The 17,682-nt window shown below is 69.1% G+C and carries 18 protein-coding genes; 14 read left to right on the top strand and 4 right to left on the bottom strand.

All coding sequences use genetic code 11. The features are described from left to right. Positions 1-17 precede the first annotated feature (17 nt). From ACIBO2_RS50160 to ACIBO2_RS50170, 3 genes are read left to right on the top strand one after another with little or no spacing between them, the layout of a single operon-like run. Entirely contained in the window at positions 18-1,493 is a 1,476-nt protein-coding gene (locus ACIBO2_RS50160) for a serine hydrolase domain-containing protein (RefSeq protein WP_397304652.1), read from the top strand. Next, positions 1,490-2,476, top strand: coding sequence for a histidine kinase (locus tag ACIBO2_RS50165; protein WP_358554728.1), 987 nt, complete (start codon positions 1,490-1,492; stop codon positions 2,474-2,476). Before ACIBO2_RS50160 ends, ACIBO2_RS50165 begins: the two co-directional genes overlap by 4 nt. Further along, entirely contained in the window at positions 2,473-3,123 is a 651-nt protein-coding gene (locus tag ACIBO2_RS50170; protein WP_358554731.1) for a response regulator transcription factor, read from the top strand. Before ACIBO2_RS50165 ends, ACIBO2_RS50170 begins: the two co-directional genes overlap by 4 nt. Here the strand turns inward: ACIBO2_RS50170 and ACIBO2_RS50175 are convergent. Beyond that, positions 3,112-3,585: an Lrp/AsnC family transcriptional regulator gene (locus ACIBO2_RS50175; protein WP_358554734.1), complete on the bottom strand. Its 474-nt coding sequence runs from the start codon at positions 3,583-3,585 to the stop codon at positions 3,112-3,114. The two genes, ACIBO2_RS50170 and ACIBO2_RS50175, sit on opposite strands and share 12 nt — an antisense overlap. A gap of 80 nt (positions 3,586-3,665) precedes the next feature. On the opposite strand from ACIBO2_RS50175, the gene ACIBO2_RS50180 reads away from it, so the two are divergent. From ACIBO2_RS50180 to ACIBO2_RS50200, 5 genes are all read left to right on the top strand, one after another. Continuing rightward, positions 3,666-4,841: an amino acid permease gene (locus ACIBO2_RS50180; protein ID WP_358554737.1), complete on the top strand. Its 1,176-nt coding sequence runs from the start codon at positions 3,666-3,668 to the stop codon at positions 4,839-4,841. 88 nt (positions 4,842-4,929) lie between these two features. Beyond that, entirely contained in the window at positions 4,930-6,792 is a 1,863-nt protein-coding gene (locus ACIBO2_RS50185; RefSeq protein WP_358554740.1) for an acyl-CoA dehydrogenase family protein, read from the top strand. Positions 6,793-6,978: 186 nt separating this feature from the next. Next, the gene (locus ACIBO2_RS50190) at positions 6,979-8,250 is read left to right on the top strand and encodes an extracellular solute-binding protein (protein WP_358554807.1); all 1,272 of its coding nucleotides are present in this window, start codon (positions 6,979-6,981) and stop codon (positions 8,248-8,250) included. Between the two features lie 70 nt (positions 8,251-8,320). Beyond that, positions 8,321-9,205 carry a sugar ABC transporter permease gene (locus ACIBO2_RS50195; protein ID WP_358554743.1) on the top strand — a complete coding sequence of 295 codons (885 nt, stop codon included), beginning with the start codon at positions 8,321-8,323 and terminating at the stop codon, positions 9,203-9,205. Continuing rightward, on the top strand, positions 9,205-10,089 hold the full coding sequence (locus ACIBO2_RS50200; RefSeq protein ID WP_358554746.1) for a carbohydrate ABC transporter permease: 885 nt from the start codon (positions 9,205-9,207) through the stop codon (positions 10,087-10,089). The genes ACIBO2_RS50195 and ACIBO2_RS50200 overlap by 1 nt, the downstream gene beginning before the upstream one ends. Positions 10,090-10,339: 250 nt before the next feature. On the opposite strand, the gene ACIBO2_RS50205 is transcribed toward ACIBO2_RS50200, so the two are convergent. Further along, positions 10,340-11,074, bottom strand: a complete 735-nt coding sequence (locus ACIBO2_RS50205) for a class I SAM-dependent methyltransferase (protein WP_358554749.1) — start codon at positions 11,072-11,074, stop codon at positions 10,340-10,342. A 108-nt stretch (positions 11,075-11,182) separates the two neighbouring features. Here ACIBO2_RS50205 and ACIBO2_RS50210 point away from each other — a divergent pair, with 108 nt between their 5' ends. Together ACIBO2_RS50210 and ACIBO2_RS50215 are read left to right on the top strand one after the other, a co-directional pair. Next, entirely contained in the window at positions 11,183-11,740 is a 558-nt protein-coding gene (locus tag ACIBO2_RS50210) for an RNA polymerase sigma factor (protein WP_358554752.1), read from the top strand. After that, complete coding sequence (locus tag ACIBO2_RS50215; RefSeq protein WP_358554755.1) at positions 11,727-12,620, top strand: hypothetical protein; 894 nt, start codon at positions 11,727-11,729, stop codon at positions 12,618-12,620. The genes ACIBO2_RS50210 and ACIBO2_RS50215 overlap by 14 nt, the downstream gene beginning before the upstream one ends. Positions 12,621-12,637: 17 nt before the next feature. Here the strand turns inward: ACIBO2_RS50215 and ACIBO2_RS50220 are convergent, their stop codons facing one another. After that, positions 12,638-13,657 carry an adenosine deaminase gene (locus ACIBO2_RS50220; RefSeq protein WP_358554758.1) on the bottom strand — a complete coding sequence of 340 codons (1,020 nt, stop codon included), beginning with the start codon at positions 13,655-13,657 and terminating at the stop codon, positions 12,638-12,640. Positions 13,658-13,725: 68 nt separating this feature from the next. On the opposite strand from ACIBO2_RS50220, the gene ACIBO2_RS50225 reads away from it, so the two are divergent. Genes ACIBO2_RS50225 through ACIBO2_RS50240 form a run of 4 tightly spaced genes read left to right on the top strand, consistent with a single transcriptional unit; the run spans position 13,726 to position 16,317 of the window. Then, on the top strand, positions 13,726-14,226 hold the full coding sequence (locus ACIBO2_RS50225) for a SigE family RNA polymerase sigma factor (protein ID WP_358554761.1): 501 nt from the start codon (positions 13,726-13,728) through the stop codon (positions 14,224-14,226). Continuing rightward, the gene (locus ACIBO2_RS50230; RefSeq protein ID WP_397304653.1) at positions 14,223-15,125 is read left to right on the top strand and encodes a PASTA domain-containing protein; all 903 of its coding nucleotides are present in this window, start codon (positions 14,223-14,225) and stop codon (positions 15,123-15,125) included. The genes ACIBO2_RS50225 and ACIBO2_RS50230 overlap by 4 nt, the downstream gene beginning before the upstream one ends. 41 nt (positions 15,126-15,166) lie before the next feature. Next, positions 15,167-15,793, top strand: coding sequence for a hypothetical protein (locus ACIBO2_RS50235; RefSeq protein WP_397304655.1), 627 nt, complete (start codon positions 15,167-15,169; stop codon positions 15,791-15,793). Positions 15,794-15,834: 41 nt separating this feature from the next. Continuing rightward, entirely contained in the window at positions 15,835-16,317 is a 483-nt protein-coding gene (locus ACIBO2_RS50240) for a hypothetical protein (RefSeq protein ID WP_358554770.1), read from the top strand. 82 nt (positions 16,318-16,399) lie between these two features. Here ACIBO2_RS50240 and ACIBO2_RS50245 read toward each other — a convergent pair whose 3' ends face one another. Further along, complete coding sequence (locus ACIBO2_RS50245) at positions 16,400-17,608, bottom strand: pyridoxal phosphate-dependent aminotransferase (RefSeq protein WP_358554773.1); 1,209 nt, start codon at positions 17,606-17,608, stop codon at positions 16,400-16,402. Between the last annotated feature and the right edge of the window lie 74 nt (positions 17,609-17,682).

Genomic DNA, 17,682 nt, shown 5'->3' on the forward strand with positions numbered 1-17,682 from the left:
TTTCTACCGTCGTCACCATGAAACGCAAGCTCATCGGCGTCCTTGCGACGACAACAGCGCTGACCCTCGCCCTGACCGCGCCCGCCGCCGGCTCGACTGCAGGAGCGGCGCCGACCCCGGCCGCCATCGACGCCTACCTCGCCAAGGTCGTGGAGTCCACCGGGCTGCCGGGCATGTCCGTCGTGGTCACCCACAACGACCAAGTGATCCACGCCGCCGGCTACGGCCAAGGCTCCGACGGCAAGCCCGTCACCGCCGACACCCCCATGCGCGTCGCCTCCGTCAGCAAGTCGTTCACCGCCATGGCCGTGATGACGCTGGTCGACGCGGGCAAGATCAAGCTGGACGGATCGGTCGCCGAGCAGCTGCCCGGCTTCCAGCTGGCGGACCCGCGCGCCACGGCGATCACCGTACGTCAGCTGCTCGACCAGACCTCCGGCCTGTCCGACACCACCCTCGACATCAACACCCTGGAGGAGACCACCTCCCTCGCCCAGTACGTGGACCGGCTCAAGACCGGCGCGCTCGCCACCGACCCCGGCACCCACTGGGCGTACTGCAACGCCAACTACGACCTGGCCGCCCGCCTGGTCGAGGTCGCGAGCGGCCAGAGCTTCGACGACTACCTGAAGCAGCACGTCTTCGCCCCGCTCGGCATGACCCACAGCGCCCTGCGGAGTGAGGTGGTCCGTCCGTCGGACGGCTACAACTCGGTGTTCGGCGCCTGGCTGGCGCGGCCCGAACTGCCCGGGTTCCTCGACGGCAGCGGCTCCGGCGGGGTCATCACCACCGCCGCCGACATGGGCGCCTGGCTGATCAACCAGAACGGGAAGGGCAAACCGCTCGTCACCTCCCAAAGCCTGCGGACCATGCACACCCCGTCCAAGGTCAGCGACTACGGCATGGGCTGGAGCCGCGACAGCGACACCAAGCTGCTCGTGCACTCCGGCAACCTGTTCACCTACACCGCCGTCGAGGCGATCTCCCCGGAGACCGGCTACGGCTTCGCGGTCATGACCAACAGCGCGTCCCTCACCGACGACACGTACGCCGTCGCCACGGGTCTGTTCGCGATGACCCAGGGGCGGACGCCGGAGCTGCCCGGTGGCGGGCGGCAGACGTTCGAGCTGGTGCTGGGCCTCATCGGGCTGGCCGCCATCGGGCTGGGCGTCCTGGGCGTGTGGCGGTCACGGCGCTGGGCGGCCGGGCGGGCGGGACGTCCCGGGTGGCGGGTCGCGCTGCGGATGGTGCCGGTGCTGCTGCCGGTCGTGGTGCTGGCGGCGTATCCGGACCTGATCTCGTTCATCTCGAACGGGCGGACGATCACCTGGGCCCAGCTCACCTACTTCCCCGTACCGTTGACGATCACCCTGGCGGTCGCGGCGCTGGCGGGGGTGGCCACGACGGCGATGCGGATCGTCCGGCTGCGGGAGCTCAAGGCTGACACGACTCCGCAGGTCATCCCGTCTGAGTCGATAAGGTCTGGTAGGTGAGAAACGGCGCGATTCTGGCGGTGGTCGCGGGGATCAGCCTGGTCAACGGGCTGTACCTCGACCACATTCCGACCTGGCGGCAGTTGCTGTTCGCGGTCGTCGCCGTGCTCGCCTACCTGCACGGCAGGCATCTTCCGGTACGCCGGGACTGGCTGGTCCTGGGCGCGGTCGCGATACCCGGTGTCGTGGAGCTGGGGGTGAGCCTCTGGGACGGGGTGGGCGCGCTGATGGCCATGGCGCTGTTCGCGGTGCTGCCCTGGCTGGCGGGGCGCTTCCGGCGGCAGCAGGCGGAGCTGGTCGAGGCAGGGCGGCAGCGGGTCGGTCAGTTGGAGCGGGAGCAGCAGTACACCGCCGAGCGCGTCAAACTGCATGAACGCGCCCGCATCGCCGCCGACATGCACGATTCGCTCGGGCACGAGCTGGCGCTGATCGCGCTGCGGGCCGGGGCCCTGGAGCTGGCGGCCGACATGAGCGAGACGAACCGGGAGGCGGCCGCCCAGCTGCGGGCCTCGGCGGTCACGGCCACCGACCGGCTGCGCCGTACCATCGGGGTGCTGCGGGACTCGGGCGGCGCCCCCACGGACCCACCGGACGAGTCGATAGAGACGCTGGTCGAACGGGCCACGCGGGCCGGCATGGCGGTGACCTTGCGCCGCGACGAGCGCTCGGCGGTCCTGCCGCCGCTGCTGGACCGGGCCGCGCATCGGGTGACGCAGGAGTCCCTGACCAACGCCGCCCGGTACGCACCCGGCGCCGAGGTCCGTGTCACCATCGAGCGCCGCGCCGACATGGTCGCCGTCACGGTCGCCAACGCACCCTCGCTCACCGAACCGCAGTCCACAGGTGGCGGTGGGACCGGGCTGGCGAGCCTGCGCGAACGCGTACGGCTGCTGGGCGGCACGCTGGAGGCCGGCCCGCATAAAACGGGATTCACCGTGACGGCCCGGCTGCCATGGCCGAAAGACACAGGGGAGAGCGGATGATCCGGGTGCTGCTGGCCGACGACGAGCCCATGGTCCGGGCCGGGGTGAAGTCGATACTGGCCACCGACGCGGGCATCGGGATCGTCGCCGAGGCCGCCGACGGCAGGGAGGCCGTCGAGCTGGCCCTGGCGCACCGCCCGGACGTGGCGATGCTCGACATCCGCATGCCCCGCCTCGACGGACTGTCCGCCGCCGCCGAGTTGCGCGCCGCGCTTCCGGAGGTGGCGGTGGTCATGCTGACCACGTTCGACGAACGCGAGTACGTCGCCAGGGCGCTCGCGGAAGGCGCGGCCGGCTTCCTGCTCAAGGCCGCCGACCCGCGCGAGTTGATCATCGGCGTCCGGGCGGTCGCGGGCGGCGCGGCGTACCTGTCACCGCGCATCGCCCACCAGGTGATCGCCGAGCTGAACGACGGCAGGCTCACCCGGAACACCACCGCCCGCAAGCGGACCGAATCCCTCACGCCCCGCGAACGCGAGGTGCTGGCCCTCGTCGGCCGCGGCCTGTCCAACCAGGACATCGGCCGCGAGCTGTTCGTGTCGGAAGGCACGGTCAAGGCCCACGTCAGCGCCATCCTCCTGCGTCTGGAGGTGAACAACCGGGTCCAGGCCGCGATCATGGCCTATGAGGCGGGGCTAATGAGCTGACTCGTCGTACGGCAGCAGGCTCGGCGCGCTGTTGTGCACCTGCTGGAAGATGACCGACGTACGGAACCCGGCAATCTCCCGCCGCTTGCTGAGCCGGTCGAGCAGGAACGCGTGCAGGTGGTCCAGGTCCTGGACCGCCACGTGCAGCAGGAAGTCGTCCCCGCCCGCCAGGACGAACACGCTCAGCACCTCCGGCTGCTCGGCCGCCGACTGCTTGAACGTCTCGATGACGGTCCTGCTCAGCGGGCGGACCTGGACCGAGACGAGCGCCTGGACACTGCGGTTCAGTGCCGCCGGGGCGATGTCGGCGTGGTAGCCGCGGATGACGCCGCGCCGGGTGAGGGCGCGGACGCGTTCCAGACAGGTGGAGGGGGCGACGCCCAGCTGTCTGGCCAGTTCCCGGTTCGATTGCCGCGCATCCGTTTGAAGAAGTCGAATGATTCCCGAATCAAGTTCATCCACGGCGGCATTATCTCCAGAGAACCGATCAAACGTTCGCCAGAAGGCAGTGAGCACCACGCGTCCGGCTACTTTCGGCTGATATGTCGGAACAAACGAAAGGCCGCCTGAGTGCCGGTCAGGGCACGGCGATGCTGCTGGGCGGAGTACTCGGACCGGGCATGCTGGTGCTGCCCCAACTGGCCGCCGAGGCCGCGGGCCCGGCGTCGATCCTGGCCTGGGTCGGCCTGCTGGCGTTGAGCGCACCGGTGGCGATCACCTTCGCCACGCTCGGCACCCACTACCCGAACGGCGGCGGCGTGGCCGCCTTCACCGGTCTCGCGTTCGGTGGGCGGGCCGCCGCGGTGGTCGGCTGGTGGTTCTACGGCGCCGTCCCCATCGGCATCGTGGCCGGCGCGCAGGTGGGCGCGGTCTATGTGGCCAACACCCTGGGCGTGGACAAGACCGTCGCCGCCGCCACCCTGCTCGCCGCCGCCTTCCTCGCCAACGTCGCGGGCCTGCGCACCTCGGGACGGCTGCAGGTGGCCATGGTGCTCCTGCTGATCGCGCTCCTCGCGACGGCCGTCGGCACCGCCGCGCCGCACGCCAGCGCCGCCAACTTCACCCCGTTCGCCCCGTACGGCATGGCGGGCGTGATCTCCGCGGCCGGAGTGCTCTTCTTCGCCTTCGTCGGCTGGGAGGCCGCCACCCACCTGTCGGCGGAGATCACCGACATCAGGAGGGCCACCACGGTGACCCTGATCGTGATCTCCGTCCTCTACCTGAGCGTCTCCATCACCTCGATCGCCGTCTTGGGCCGGGCGGCACCGCTGTCCGCCCTGCTGGAGACCGGGATCGGCGCCGCGGCCGGCCCCATCATCACTACGGCGGCCATCGCCCTCACCTTCGGCGCCATCAACACCTACATAGCCGGCGCCGCCCGCCTGGGCGTGTCCATGGCCGGGAGCGGATCCCTGCCGCGCTGGTTCGAAAACGGCGGAACCCCTTACCGCAGCCTGGCCCTCCTGGCGGCCCTGACCGCCCTGATCATGCTGCTGCCGGCAGACCTGGACACCCTCATGAGAGCCACCTCGGCCTGCCTGGCCGCGGTGACCACGGCGGGCGTGGCGGCGGCCGTCCGCATTCTGCCGCCGGGCAGGCCGCGCAACACGGCCATCGCGGCAACCGCCCTGTCATGCATAGCCCTGGCCTGCTGCGGCACATATCTAGCAATACCGGCGGCACTGTCGCTGATAGCCCTGCTGGCGGCAAAGCCGTAACGACTGGGGGTGCGGCGGGTGGCGGGGAACCCGTGCTTGTCGTACAAGAAAGGGAAAGAGACCCCTCACCGACCGGAAGAGGGACGCGATGACCGACTACGCAAAGGCGAGAGAGCTCGGCGAGCAGGCCCGGGAGAAGGAGTGGACCCGCCCGAGCTTCGCCAAGCAGCTGTTCCTGGGCGACCTCCGTCTCGACCTGGTCTACCCGGCCCCCACGCTGGCCGAGGAGGCGGCCAAGCGCGGGGAGGACTTCGTCAGGGCCGTCCGGCGCTACCTCGACGCGCACGTCGATCCCGCCGAGATCGAGCGGACCGCGCAGGTGCCCGACGAGGTGGTCAAAGGGCTTGGCGAGCTCGGGGCGTTCGGGATCACGATCAGCGAGGAGTACGGCGGGCTCGGCCTGCCCTACCTGTACTACTGCCGCGCGCTCATGCTCGTCGGGTCGTACTGCCCGGCGCTGGCGACGCTGCTGTCGGCGCATCAGTCGATCGGGGTGCCGCAGCCGCTCAAGCTGTTCGGCACCGAGGAGCAGAAGCGGGAGTACCTGCCGAGGTGCGCGCGCGGCGAGGTGTCGGCGTTCCTGCTGACGGAGCCGGACGTGGGCTCCGACCCGGCGCGGCTGTCCACGACCGCCGTAAGGGACGGCGACGACTACGTGCTCGACGGCGTCAAGCTGTGGACGACGAACGGCGTGGTCGCCGACCTGCTCGTGGTCATGGCCCGTACCGGCAAGAAGATCAGCGCGTTCGTGGTCGAGGCCGACTCGCCCGGCATCACGGTGAAGAGGCGCAACGCCTTCATGGGGCTTCGGGGCATCGAGAACGGCGTCACCGAGTTCGCACAGGTCAGAGTGCCCGCCAAGAATCTCATCGGGCGTGAGGGCGAAGGGCTGAAGATCGCCCTCACCACGCTCAACACCGGGCGCCTGTCGTTGCCCGCCACCTGCGCGGGCAACGCCAAGTGGGCGGTGAAGATCGCCCGTGAGTGGGGCAACGCCCGCGTGCAGTGGGGGCGCAAGGTCGGCGAGCACGAGGCCGTCGCCACGAAGATCGCCTTCATCGCGGCCACCGCGTACGCCCTGGAGGCCGTCTGCGAGCTGACCAGCCGCATGGCCGACGACCAGCGCAACGACATCAGGATCGAGGCCGCGCTGGCCAAGCTCTACGCCTCCGAGCTGTCCTACCAGGTGCTCGACGAGCTGCTCCAGATCAGGGGCGGTCGCGGCTACGAGACCGCCGAGTCGCTGGCCGCGCGGGGCGAGCGCGGGGTCCCGGTCGAGCAGATGCTGCGCGACTCGCGGATCAACCGGATCTTCGAGGGCTCCTCCGAGATCATGCGGCTGCTGATCACCCGCGAGGCGGTCGACGCCCACCTGTCGGCGGCCGGGGAGCTCATCAACCCCGACGCCTCCAGGAAGGAACGCGCGCAGGCGCTGCGGCAGGCCGGCCGCTTCTACGCCCGCTGGCTGCCGACGCTGGTCGCGGGCAGCGGCAATCTGCCCGCCGCATACGCCGACTTCGGGCCGCTGGCGGCTCACCTGCGTTTCGTCGAGCGGACCAGCAGGAAGCTGGCTCGGTCCACCTTCTACGGGATGTCCCGCTGGCAGGGGCGGCTCGAACACAAGCAGTCCTTCCTCGGCCGGATCGTCGACATCGGGGCCGAGCTGTTCGCCATCACCGCGGTCTGCGTCAAGGCCGAGGAGGACGCCCGTGACCTGGGCCGCCGGCCGTACGAGCTGGCGGACACGTTCTGCCATCAGGCGCGGCGGCGGGCGGAGGCGCTGTTCGCCAAACTCTGGGACAACAGCGACACCCAGGACACCCGGCTGGCCCGCTACGTGCTCGACGGCCGTTACACCTTCGTCGAGGAGGGCATTCTCGACCCGTCCATCGAAGGGCCGTGGATCGGATCGCCGCAGGGCGGGGAGAGCGTGCGGAGAAAGATCCTCTGACGGGCGGTCTAGACCGGTTGTGAGGTTTCTGGCGTCCTAGTGTTTTCAAACCGAGACCAACCGGTATAGACCAGACCAAGAATTGAGGCTTACTCTGACGCAAACGCGTTGAGCTGTGACTCACGCACCGGCCGCTGGTACGGACCAGCGAGACCCGTCCGATGAGAAGGCGGTACTTCGGTGAACATGAAACTTGTGGGCGGTGCGGCTCTCGGCCTGGCAACCGTGCTGGTCCTGTCCAGCTGTGGCTCAGGAGGAGACACCGGCACGGCCGGTGCGGGCGACCAGAAGTCCTCGGCCGGCGGCCCGGTGACGCTCAAGATGGTCGCCGCCGACTACGGTGACGGCCCCGGCAAGCCGAACTCCGGTGAGACGTTCTGGAAGGGCGTCGTGGACGAGTTCCAGGCGGCCAACCCGAACATCAAGGTCGAGGTCCAGGTCATCAACTGGAACGACATCGACAAGCAGGTCGCCACCATGGTCCAGAACGGCCAGGTGCCCGACATCCTGCAGACCGGCGACTACTCCGGCTTCGTCAAGGACCAGCTCCTCTACAAGGTCGACGAGGTCCTGTCGCCGAACGTCTCCAGCGACATGCTGCAGAAGTTCGCCGACTTCGGCAAGGTCGACGGTGCCGCGTACGGCATCCCGTTCGTCTCCTCCGCCCGCGCCCTGTTCTACAACAAGGACCTGTTCCAGAAGGCCGGCATCGCCGAGCCGCCCAAGACCTGGGACGAGCTCAAGGCCGACGCCGAGAAGCTGAAGAAGGCCGGCGTCAGCCAGCCCTTCGGCCTGCCGCTCGGACAGGAGGAGGCGCAGGCCGAGTCCTTCCTGTGGATGCTCGGCAACGGCGGCGGCTACAAGGACGCCTCCGGCAAGTGGGCGATCAACTCCCCGCAGAACGTCGAGACGTTCAACTACGTGAAGGGCCTGGTCAACGCCGGTCTGACCACTCCGAACCCGGGCACCAAGGACCGCAAGACGGTCTGGGAGGACTTCGGCGCCGGCAAGGTCGGCATGGTCAACGGCGGCCCGATGTCCATCCCCATCTTCGACGCGGCCGGGCTGAAGAACTACGGCGTCGCGCCGATCCCCGGCAAGTCCGGCCCGCTCGACACCACGCTCGGCGTCATGGACTGGATCATGGCGTTCAACAAGAACGGCCACGCCGCCGAGATCAAGAAGTTCTTCGACTTCTTCTACACCGGCAGTGCCGCGCAGAAGATCAGCGACACCTACAAGCTGCTGCCCGTGACCAACGGCGGCATCCAGAAGCTGTCGGGCGACGAGAAGCTCAAGCCGTTCCTCGACGCGCTGCCCAACGCCAGCTTCTACCCGTTCCAGGACCCGAAGTGGGCCGAGGTGAACCCGCAGATCAAGCAGACCATCGGCGGGGCCGTCAAGGACGACCCGGCCAAGGTGCTCGGCGAGCTCCAGAAGACCGCCGACGCCGGCTGATCAGTCGGGGGCCCGTACGGCCGGCGCTTCGCGTCCAGAGCGCCGGCCGTACCGTTACGGAAGGTTCCGCATGAAAAGGTTCCGCATCCTGGAGCCCCTGGCCTGGGTCGGGCCCGCTGTTGTGCTGATCGCGGTGGTCGTGCTCTGGCCGGTCTACGAGATGATCCGCTCGTCGTTCCTGAAGATCAGCCGGTTCGGCGTGGTCCAGGGCGGCAACGGCGTGGCGAACTACGAGAAGCTGTTCGGTGAGAAGGACTTCGCGGACATCATGGTCCGCAGCGTGATCTGGGTGGTCGCGGTCGTCGCCCTCACCGTGCTGATCTCGCTGGCCCTGGCCCAGCTGTTCAACCAGCGCTTCCCCGGCCGCAAGATCGCCCGCTGGGCGCTGATCGCGCCGTGGGCGGCCTCGGTGCTGATGACGGCGATCATCTTCAAGTGGATGCTCGACCCGGAGGTCGGCGTCATCAACCAGATCAGGCTCAAGCTCGGCCTGATCGACGCGATGGGCGGCGCCTCGGCCGACCAGCTCGGCGACGCCTCGACGGCGATGCCGTGGCTGGTGTTCGTGGCGGTGTTCGTGTCGGTGCCGTTCACCACGTACGCGCTGCTGGCCGGTCTGGCGACGATCCCCACCGACGTCTACGAGGCGGCCAAGATGGACGGCGCCACCCGGCTGCGGACGTACTGGTCGATCACGCTGCCGCTGCTGCGCCCCGCCCTCACCGTCGCCGCGCTGATCAATGTCATGAACGTCTTCAACAGCTTCCCGATCATCTGGGCCATGACGCACGGCCAGCCCGGATACTCGACGGCGACCTCGACGATCCTGATGTTCATCCTCAAGGGCTCCAACATCGGCGAGTCCGCCGCCATGTCGGTCGTCAACTTCGGCATGGTGATCATCCTGACCGCGATCTTCCTCAGGGTGTCCCGCTGGAACAAGGAGGTGGCGTGATGGCCGTCAAGACCGCGCCGGCGCTGTCCACCCACCACCACGCCAAGCCGCCCCGCCCCGCCTCGCGCGGTCTGCCCAGGCTCAAGACGGTGATCGTCGCGGGCAGCGCGTACGTGATCGCGTTCATCTTCCTGTTCCCGTACCTGGTGATGCTGCTGACCTCGCTGCGCCCCCAGGAGACGCTGCGCGACGTGACGTTCTTCCCGTCGCAGTGGGAGTGGTCGAACCTGACCAACTTCTGGACCAGCGGCCTGGCCGGCAACCTCATGGTCACGCTCAAGGTGGCGGCGGGTTCCACCATCCTGGTGCTGCTGGTGGCGCTGCCGGCCGCGTACTACTCGGCCAGGCACAACTTCAGGGGACGCACGGCGTTCCTGATCCTGGTGCTGATCACCCAGATGTTCCAGCCGACGGCCATGCTGGTCGGCATCTACCGCGAGTTCTTCCAGTTCGGGCTGGTGGACTCGATCTGGTCGCTGATCCTGGTCAACGGCGGGTTCAACCTGGCGTTCGCGGTGTGGATCCTGAACGCGTACTTCTCCTCGATCCCGCGTGAGTTGGAGGAGGCGGCGTTCATCGACGGCAACGGGCGGTTCGGGGCGTTGTTCCGGATCACGCTGCCGCTGGCCATGCCCGGGGTCATCACCGCGCTGATCTTCACCTTCATCGCCGCGTGGAACGAGTTCGTGGTGGCGTTGACGCTGACCACGACACCGGCGAACCAGCCGCTGACGGTGGCGCTGAACTCGTTCATCGGCCAATACCAGGTGGACTGGCAGAACCTCTTCGCCGGCTCGGTGATCGCCACCATCCCAGTGATCATCCTCTTCGCTCTGATCGAGCGAAAGGTGGTGGGAGGTCTGACGGCGGGCTCCATCAAATAGCCGGCCGCAACAGCCATCCCCGCCCGGGTCCCTCCTCCACCGGCCCGGGCCCCTCAGCCGCCCCGCACGCCGGTGGCGGCTGAGGCGGTTCTCAGGCCCCAGCCACGACGGACCGTCTTCTTCTTCTCGCCCGAAGGGGCCTCAGCCACGACGGACCGCCTTTGTCCGCTCCCCCGAAGGGGGTATCCCGCTAAAAGGACCCCAGCCACAACGGACCGTCACACCGATTGAGACAGACGCCTCACTGACGCTAGGCAGGCACCCGAGCGACGCAGAAGACCGTCTGACCGAAGGGCGGCCGGATGAAGCGCTCGATGAGGCGCGTGGCCGGAACCACCGTCCGGTCGTAGATCTTCACGAGTCGCGGATCCGGATAGCCCACGCCACCCCGGCGGACGGCGGCCCACCAGGCGATGCCGCCCAGGAAGTTGATCGGCTTCAGCACCTCGGGCTCCAGCCCCGCCTTGGCGACCGTCGCGCCCAGGGTCTTGGGGGTGTAGCGCTGGACGTGCCCGACCTTGCGGTCGAAGTCTCCATAAAGCTGCATGTAGCCGGGCACCCAGATGATGATCCGGCCGCCGGGCTGCGTGACCCGAGCCAGCGAACGCAGCGCCTCGGCGTCCTCTTCGATGTGCTCCAGGACGTTCATCATGATGACCGTGTCGACCTTGTCCTCAAGCGGGATCTCGGTCGGCAGGCCGAACTGCAGCACGTTGATGTCGTCGCGCCCCTCGAAGCGCTTGCGGAGCTGCTCGACGCAGTAGGGGTCGAAGTCGCTCACCACGAGCCGGTCGAGGCGCGGCAGGAACTGCTCGGCGAAGTGGCCCAGCCCGGACCCGATCTCCAGCATCGAACGGCCGACATGCGGGGCGACCATGTCGAACTCGTACTGCCGATAGTTCTTGGCCTCGTCCCCACCTAGGTGGTTCTCCAGGGCCTCGTCACCGGCCGCCGGTTGTACTACACGGTCATACCCAGAAGACATAGTGCCGTTCCTTCGAAGGGCTCATGGATTTGTGCGAGTCTAATGCCCCAGCAGCGCCGATGGTCACCTCATGGGTCAAACGCCCTTCCCTAGACCCCCTGTGATGCGGTGAAATCTGACTCGTTCATGGACGACGACGAGGCCATCAGCCGCTCCCTCGCCGGTGACCTGACCGCCTACGAGGCGCTGGTCGCCCGCTACAGCGCGCTCGCCCACCGCACCGCCGCCATGCTCGGGGCGGGGGACGAGGCAGAGGACGTGGTGCAGGAGGCGTTCGTCAAGGCGTTCAGGCACCTGTCGACCTTCCGCAGGGACGCCCCTTTCCGGCCGTGGCTGCTGCGGATCGTGGCCAACGAGACGCACAACCTGACCCGATCGCGCGGGCGCAGATCCGAGCTCACCGTACGGCTCAGCGCCATGGCCGACCTCAAGGCCCCCGACGACCCCGAGGGTTCGGCCGTCGCCACGGACCGGCGCGCCCGGCTGCTGGAGGCGGTACGCCACCTGCCGGAGCGGGAACGCCAGGCCGTCGTCTGCCGGTACTTCTTACAGCTGACGGAGGCGGAAACCGCCCAGGTGCTCGACTGGCCGCTCGGCACCGTCAAATCCAGCACCCATCGCGGCCTCGCGCGGCTCAGGGAGGAGGTGGGCAATGAGCTCGCATGACCCGTTCGACGACCTGGCCGCCGAACTCACGGCCCTCGCCGACTTCCTCGACGTCCCCAACCCACCACCGAGCGACGTGGCATCAGCCGTCCGCGCCCGCCTGGAGCCCACCCCCGAAACGCCCGCGACGCCCGAAACGCCCGCGGTGCCCGCGATCCCCGCGACGCCCGAAACGCCTGCGACGCCCGAGGCGGCCCCTGAGGCGCCCGGTGTGCCCGGTGCGCCCGACACCAGGCGGCATCCCCCGGCGCCGGGTCGGCGGGACGATGAGCGGCGGCCTCCGGCGCGACGCAGGCGGCGGGCAAGATGGCAGATCGTGACAGCCATCGTCGTGGCCGTCATAGCCATCACCGCCGCCACCCCGCAGGGCCGGGCCGCCGTGCGCGCGATCCTCCACTACGCGGGCATCGAGCTACGCCTGGGCGAGTCCACCCCCGAGCCGGTCACCACCCCCACGCCCCTGCCGGGCGAGCACGCGGTGGCTCCGGCGGACCTGGCCACCCAGGTGAAGTTCCCCATCAAGACCCCCACCGCGCTGGGCACCCCCGAGCGCGCCACGGTGAGCGACAACGGCCGCGTGGCGTCGATGTTCTGGCCGGGCGGCATCCGCCTGGACCAGTTCGACGGCACGCTCAGCCCGTACTTCTTCAAGAGCGTTGGCCCACCCTGGCCCGAGGACGTCCCGGTCGCGGGCGTCACCGCCTGGTGGCTCGGCGGCGAGCATCCGCTCGGCTATCTCAAGCGCGAGGACGGCACGTCGGTCCCCCTGCGCCAAGCCCAGCCCACCCTCATCTGGCAGTCCGGCACAGTCGGCTACCGCCTGGAAGGAGCCGGCACCAAGGAGCGCGCCGCCGAGATAGCCGCCACACTCCTTCGATAACCGCGCTGACAGCCGCCTCACTCCGGCAGGGTCAGCCAGTCGTCGATCTCCTTCAGGAATTCCTTGCGCACACCCTCGGGCGCCGTGGACGCCCTGATCGACTGCCGCGCCAACTCGGCGATCTCCTCATCACTGAAGCCGTAGACCTCCCGCGCCAGCTCGTACTGCCGCAACAACCGCGCCCCGAACAGCAACGGATCGTCGGCCCCCAGCGCGATCGGCACCCCCGCGTCGAACAGCCTGCGCAACGGCACGTCCGCCGCCCGCTCGGCGACGCCCAGGCCCACGTTCGAGGTCGGGCACACCTCGCAGCAGATCTGCCGTTCAGCCAGCCGCTCCATCAGCCACGGGTCCTCCGCCGCCCGTACCCCGTGCCCGACGCGATCCGCGTGCAGGTCGTCCACGCACTGCGCGACGCTGCGGGGCCCGAGCAGCTCACCCCCATGAGGTACGGCCAGCAGCCCCGCACGCTTGGCGATCCGGAAGGCCCGCTCGAACTCCCTGGCCGCGCCGCGCCGCTCGTCGTTCGACAACCCGAACCCGACGACCCCCTTGCCCTGGTATTGGACCGCGAGCCTGGCCAGCGTGTTCGCGTCGAGCGGGTGCTTGGTGCGGTTGGCCGCCACGACCACCGCGATCCCGATGTCCGCCAGTACGGCGGCCTGGGCGGCGGCGTCCAGCATGAGCTCCAGCGTCGCCGTCAACCCGCCGAACCGTGGCGCGAACCCCGACGGGTCCACCTGGATCTCCAGCCACCGTGACCCGGCCGCCGCCTCGTCCTCGGCCGTCTCCCGTACCAACCGGTAGACGTGCTCCGGCTGCCACAGCACCGACCTGGCGATGTCGTACAGTCGCTGGAACCTGAACCACCCACGCTCATCGGTCGCGCGCAGCTGGGGCGGCCAGTCCTGCTCCAGCGCGTCGGGCAGGTGCAGGCCCTGCTCGCGAGCCAGCTCGATCAGCGTCGAATGCCGCATCGAGCCGGTGAAGTGCAGGTGCAGGTGAGCCTTGGGCAGCTGGTCAAGCGGGCGTGGCATTTCCATATCTTGCCACTCAACCTGGATGCCCGTTCGTGCGTTGGGAGGGGCGAAAGGGGACCCCGCTCATGACGGATGAAGACGAAGCGGCATTCGACGAGTTCCTTGCCGCCCGCAGCACCTCGTTGTTACGCACCGCGATCCTGGTCTGCGGAGCCACCCACCACGACGCCGAGGACCTGGTCCAGCACGCTCTGGAGAAGGTCTACCGGCACTGGACCCGGATCCGGCACGACAACCCCGAGGCGTACGCGCGCAAAGTCCTCGTCAACGCGGCGATTAGCCGGGCTCGGCGGCGGCGCGTCGTGCAGGAGATCACGTTCGCCCGGCCGCCCGACACCGCCGCGAAATCGCCCGACCTGGACCTGCGCGACACGCTCATCGAGGAGCTGCGCAGACTGCCGCCGAAGATGCGCGCAGTAATCGTCCTGCGCTACTGGGAGGACCAGTCGGAGTCGGCCACCGCGTCGCTGCTCGGCTGCTCGCTCGGCACCGTGAAGAGCCAGTCGGCCCGGGGCCTCGCCAAGATCCGCGAACGCATGACCTTCGCAGAAGGAGCGATCCGATGAAGACCGAAGAAGAAGCCATCGCCGAGGCCATGGCCGCGCACGTCGCCGGCGTGCACGCCGGGCCGACGCTCGGCCGGGACGTGCGCCGCCGCCACCGCGCGCACGTGCTCAGATTCCGTACGGCCGGCGCCGCCCTGGTCACGGCCCTGGTCGCCGTGACCGTACCGGCACTGATCAACTCGGGGGAACCCCCCAAGACCCAGCACGCGGCCACCGGCCAGGACCGGGCCGTGATGGACTTGGTGACCGTCCCCAGTGTCGTCGACATGCCCGCCGCCAAGGCGGTCGCGACGCTGAAGCAGGCCGGACTGGTCGTCGAGGACCCGGAGACGGCCACCGAAAAGGGGCAGGTGCGCGCGCAGGCCCCGGCCGCCGGCCAGGAGGTGCAGAAGGGGACGAACGTGCAGCTCACCGTCGGCCCGGAGGTCTCGCTGCCGCAGGACCTCGGCGACCTGGGCGACGGCAGGAAGTTCGGCGGTATCCATGTCGGCTACCTGCCCGACGGGCTCGAATGGGGCAAGTGGTCGGGCAAGAACGGCTTCGGCAAGACGAGCTATACGACCACTTTTACGGAGCCCGGACAGGAAGAGGGCTTCTACGCCGTTCAGGTGGTCGTGTTCGCGGATGAGGCGAGCAAGCAGATCGCGCAGCAACTGGCGACGTACTCCAAGGACGGCGCCGAAATCCTCGACATCGCCGGCAAGCGGGCATACCTGGCAAAGATCACAGAAGGCGGCGAGGTCGACTCCGGGCCCGGCGACAGCACGACGAGCACCATTGGCTGGACGCTGCGCGAGGGGCTGGCGGTCGAGGTGTATATCAGCCCGGACTATGCGAAAAAGGTTGACGCGGGTGCCGAGTTGAAGAAGATCGCCGAAGGGATCGAACCCGTTAAGTGATCAGGTGGTACGGGTGAGATCAGACCGGGGATCTACCGTGCATGAAGCCTGAGGGCGGGACCGGCGGACAGGCGCTGCGCGCGATGCTGGCGTTTCTCGCACTTGGGGTCACCGTTTCGATCATCTATGGGTTGTTCTCCTCGGGATTCGGGCGCCTCCATCGCACGCCGGTGGGGGCGCCTGCGCCGCTTCAGGCTCCACCGGCTCCGGCGCAGCCGGGTCGGGCGGGGCCCGCTCGGGGCCGGACCGTCACCGCCGCCCTGGCGGCGCCCCGGATCGCGGTGGTCGCGCATGATTTCTGGCTCACCTACCTGCCCGCGGGGTTCGATCGCGCCGACGGGGGAGTGATCGAACCCGACCAGGGCGCCTGGGCCAGATTCACTCCTGAGGGGGGGACAGGCGCTCAGGACAGGTTCGTCGAGGTGCGGGTCGAGCACGGCGCCGCGGCGGCCGACTGGGCCACCTACCAGCGGCGGACGCCGCTACGGACGCCGAGGGAGACCACCATCCGCGGCAGACCCGCCCTGGTCGGCAGGCATCCCGGCGGCGGCCTGATGATCGTCTGGCTGGAGCGTACGGGCACCGGAGCCTGGATCAGGGTCAGCGAATCCCTGAGCGATGAACTGCTCCGTGTTGCCGCCTCGGTCAAGGCTCCTGTAGGAGACTAGGGGCCTTTTCTGCGGTTTCCACTCCAAGTCATGGGGGGTTGATGCGACGCCTGGCAGCGGTGTCCCTCGTGTTCGCGCTCACCGCGTGCGGCAGCGCCGCCACGCCGGAAGCCAACACAGCCACGCCGGAACCGAGCCGGGCGAGGTCGACGATCATCTCTCTGACCTGCGGGTCCGGGGATCTAGGCATCGGCCACCTGCCCGCGGGGGTGGAGCGCGCGGGCTCGTTCACGCGGGTCAAGTCACTGCGCGAGCGGCTCAAGGTGAAGGGCGTGCGGTGGCGCAAGAACGACGAGGAGCTGCTCGTCGGCCTGGTGTGCGGGGTGCGGGGCGCCGAGCGGTTCGCGTCGCTGGTCAGCAGGTCGAGCTTGCGCGCGTACAACGGCAAGCCCGCCCTGCGCTGGCGTACGCGGGGCGGGCTGAGCAACTTCATGTGGCTGGAACGGCCGGGCACCGCGGTCTACATCGGCGCCACGCCCGGACTGGCCCGCGAGATCGAGCAGGTGGCAGAGGCGGTCGGCTGACGTCGGATCGGTCAGTCGGCTTCCGCGGTCGGCTGACGTCGGATCGGTCAGTCGGCCTCTGCGGTCGGCTGAGGTGGCGCGGTCAGTGGGCTTCCGCGAGGAGCTTGGCGAGGCGGCTGACGCCCTCTGCCAGGTCGTCGTCCCCCAGGGCGTACGAAAGGCGGAAATATCCGGGCGTCCCGAACGCCTCGCCCGGAACCACCGCCACCTCCGCCTCCTCCAGGATCAGCTCGGCCAGCTCGGCCGACGACTGCGGCCGCCGGCCGCGCAGCTCCTTGCCGATCAGCTCCTTGACCGAGGGGTAGGCGTAGAAGGCCCCCTTCGGCTCCGGGCAGAACACGCCCGGGATCTCGTTGAGCAGCCGCACCATCGCCTGCCGGCGCCGGTCGAACGCCTCGCGCATCTCCGCCACGGCCGACAGATCGCCGGAGACGGCGGCCAGAGCGGCCATCTGGGCCACGTTCGAGACATTGGACGTGGCGTGCGACTGGAGGTTCGTCGCGGCCTTGACCACGTCGGACGGACCGATCAGCCAGCCCACCCGCCAGCCCGTCATGGCGTACGTCTTGGCCACGCCGTTGACGATGACGACCCGGTCGGCCAGCTCGGGAACGGCCGTGGCGATGCTGGTGAACTCCGCTCCGCCGTACACGAGATGCTCGTAGATCTCGTCGGTGACCACCCAGAGGCCGTTGGCGGCGGCCCAGCGGCCGATCGCCTCCGTCTGCTCGCGCGAGTAGACGGCGCCCGTCGGGTTGGACGGCGAGACGAACAGCAGGACCTTGGTGCGCTCCGTGCGGGCCGCCTCAAGCTGTTCGACACTCGCGAGGTAGCCGGTCGTCTCGTCGGTGACGACGTCGACCTGAACACCACCGGCCAGCTTGATCGCCTCGGGGTAGGTCGTCCAGTACGGGGCCACGACCAGCACCTCGTCGCCCGGGTCGAGCAGCGTGGCGAACGCCTCATAGACGGCCTGCTTGCCCCCGTTGGTGACCAGGACCTGCGACGCCTCGACCTGGTAGCCCGAGTCGCGCCGCGTCTTGGCGGCGATCGCCTGCTTGAGCTCCGGCAGGCCGCCGGCCGGGGTGTACTTGTGGAAGCGGGGATCGCGCGCCGCCGTGACCGCCGCCTCGACGATGTAATCCGGTGTCGGGAAGTCGGGCTCTCCGGCGCCGAAGCCGATGACGGGGCGGCCGGCCGCCTTCATCGCCTTCGCCTTCGCGTCCACGGCCAGCGTGGCGGACTCGGAAATCGCGGAAATTCGGCTGGATATGCGAGGTCGGGTGGACATGGGTCCATGCTGCCACGCGGGCCGTGACCTGGGCGATCGGGTTTGGTTCGACGTAAAGGGCTTTCCCCCGATAC

Origin of the sequence: Nonomuraea sp. NPDC050022 (genome assembly GCF_044460705.1) — a bacterium.
Lineage (GTDB): Bacteria > Actinomycetota > Actinomycetes > Streptosporangiales > Streptosporangiaceae > Nonomuraea.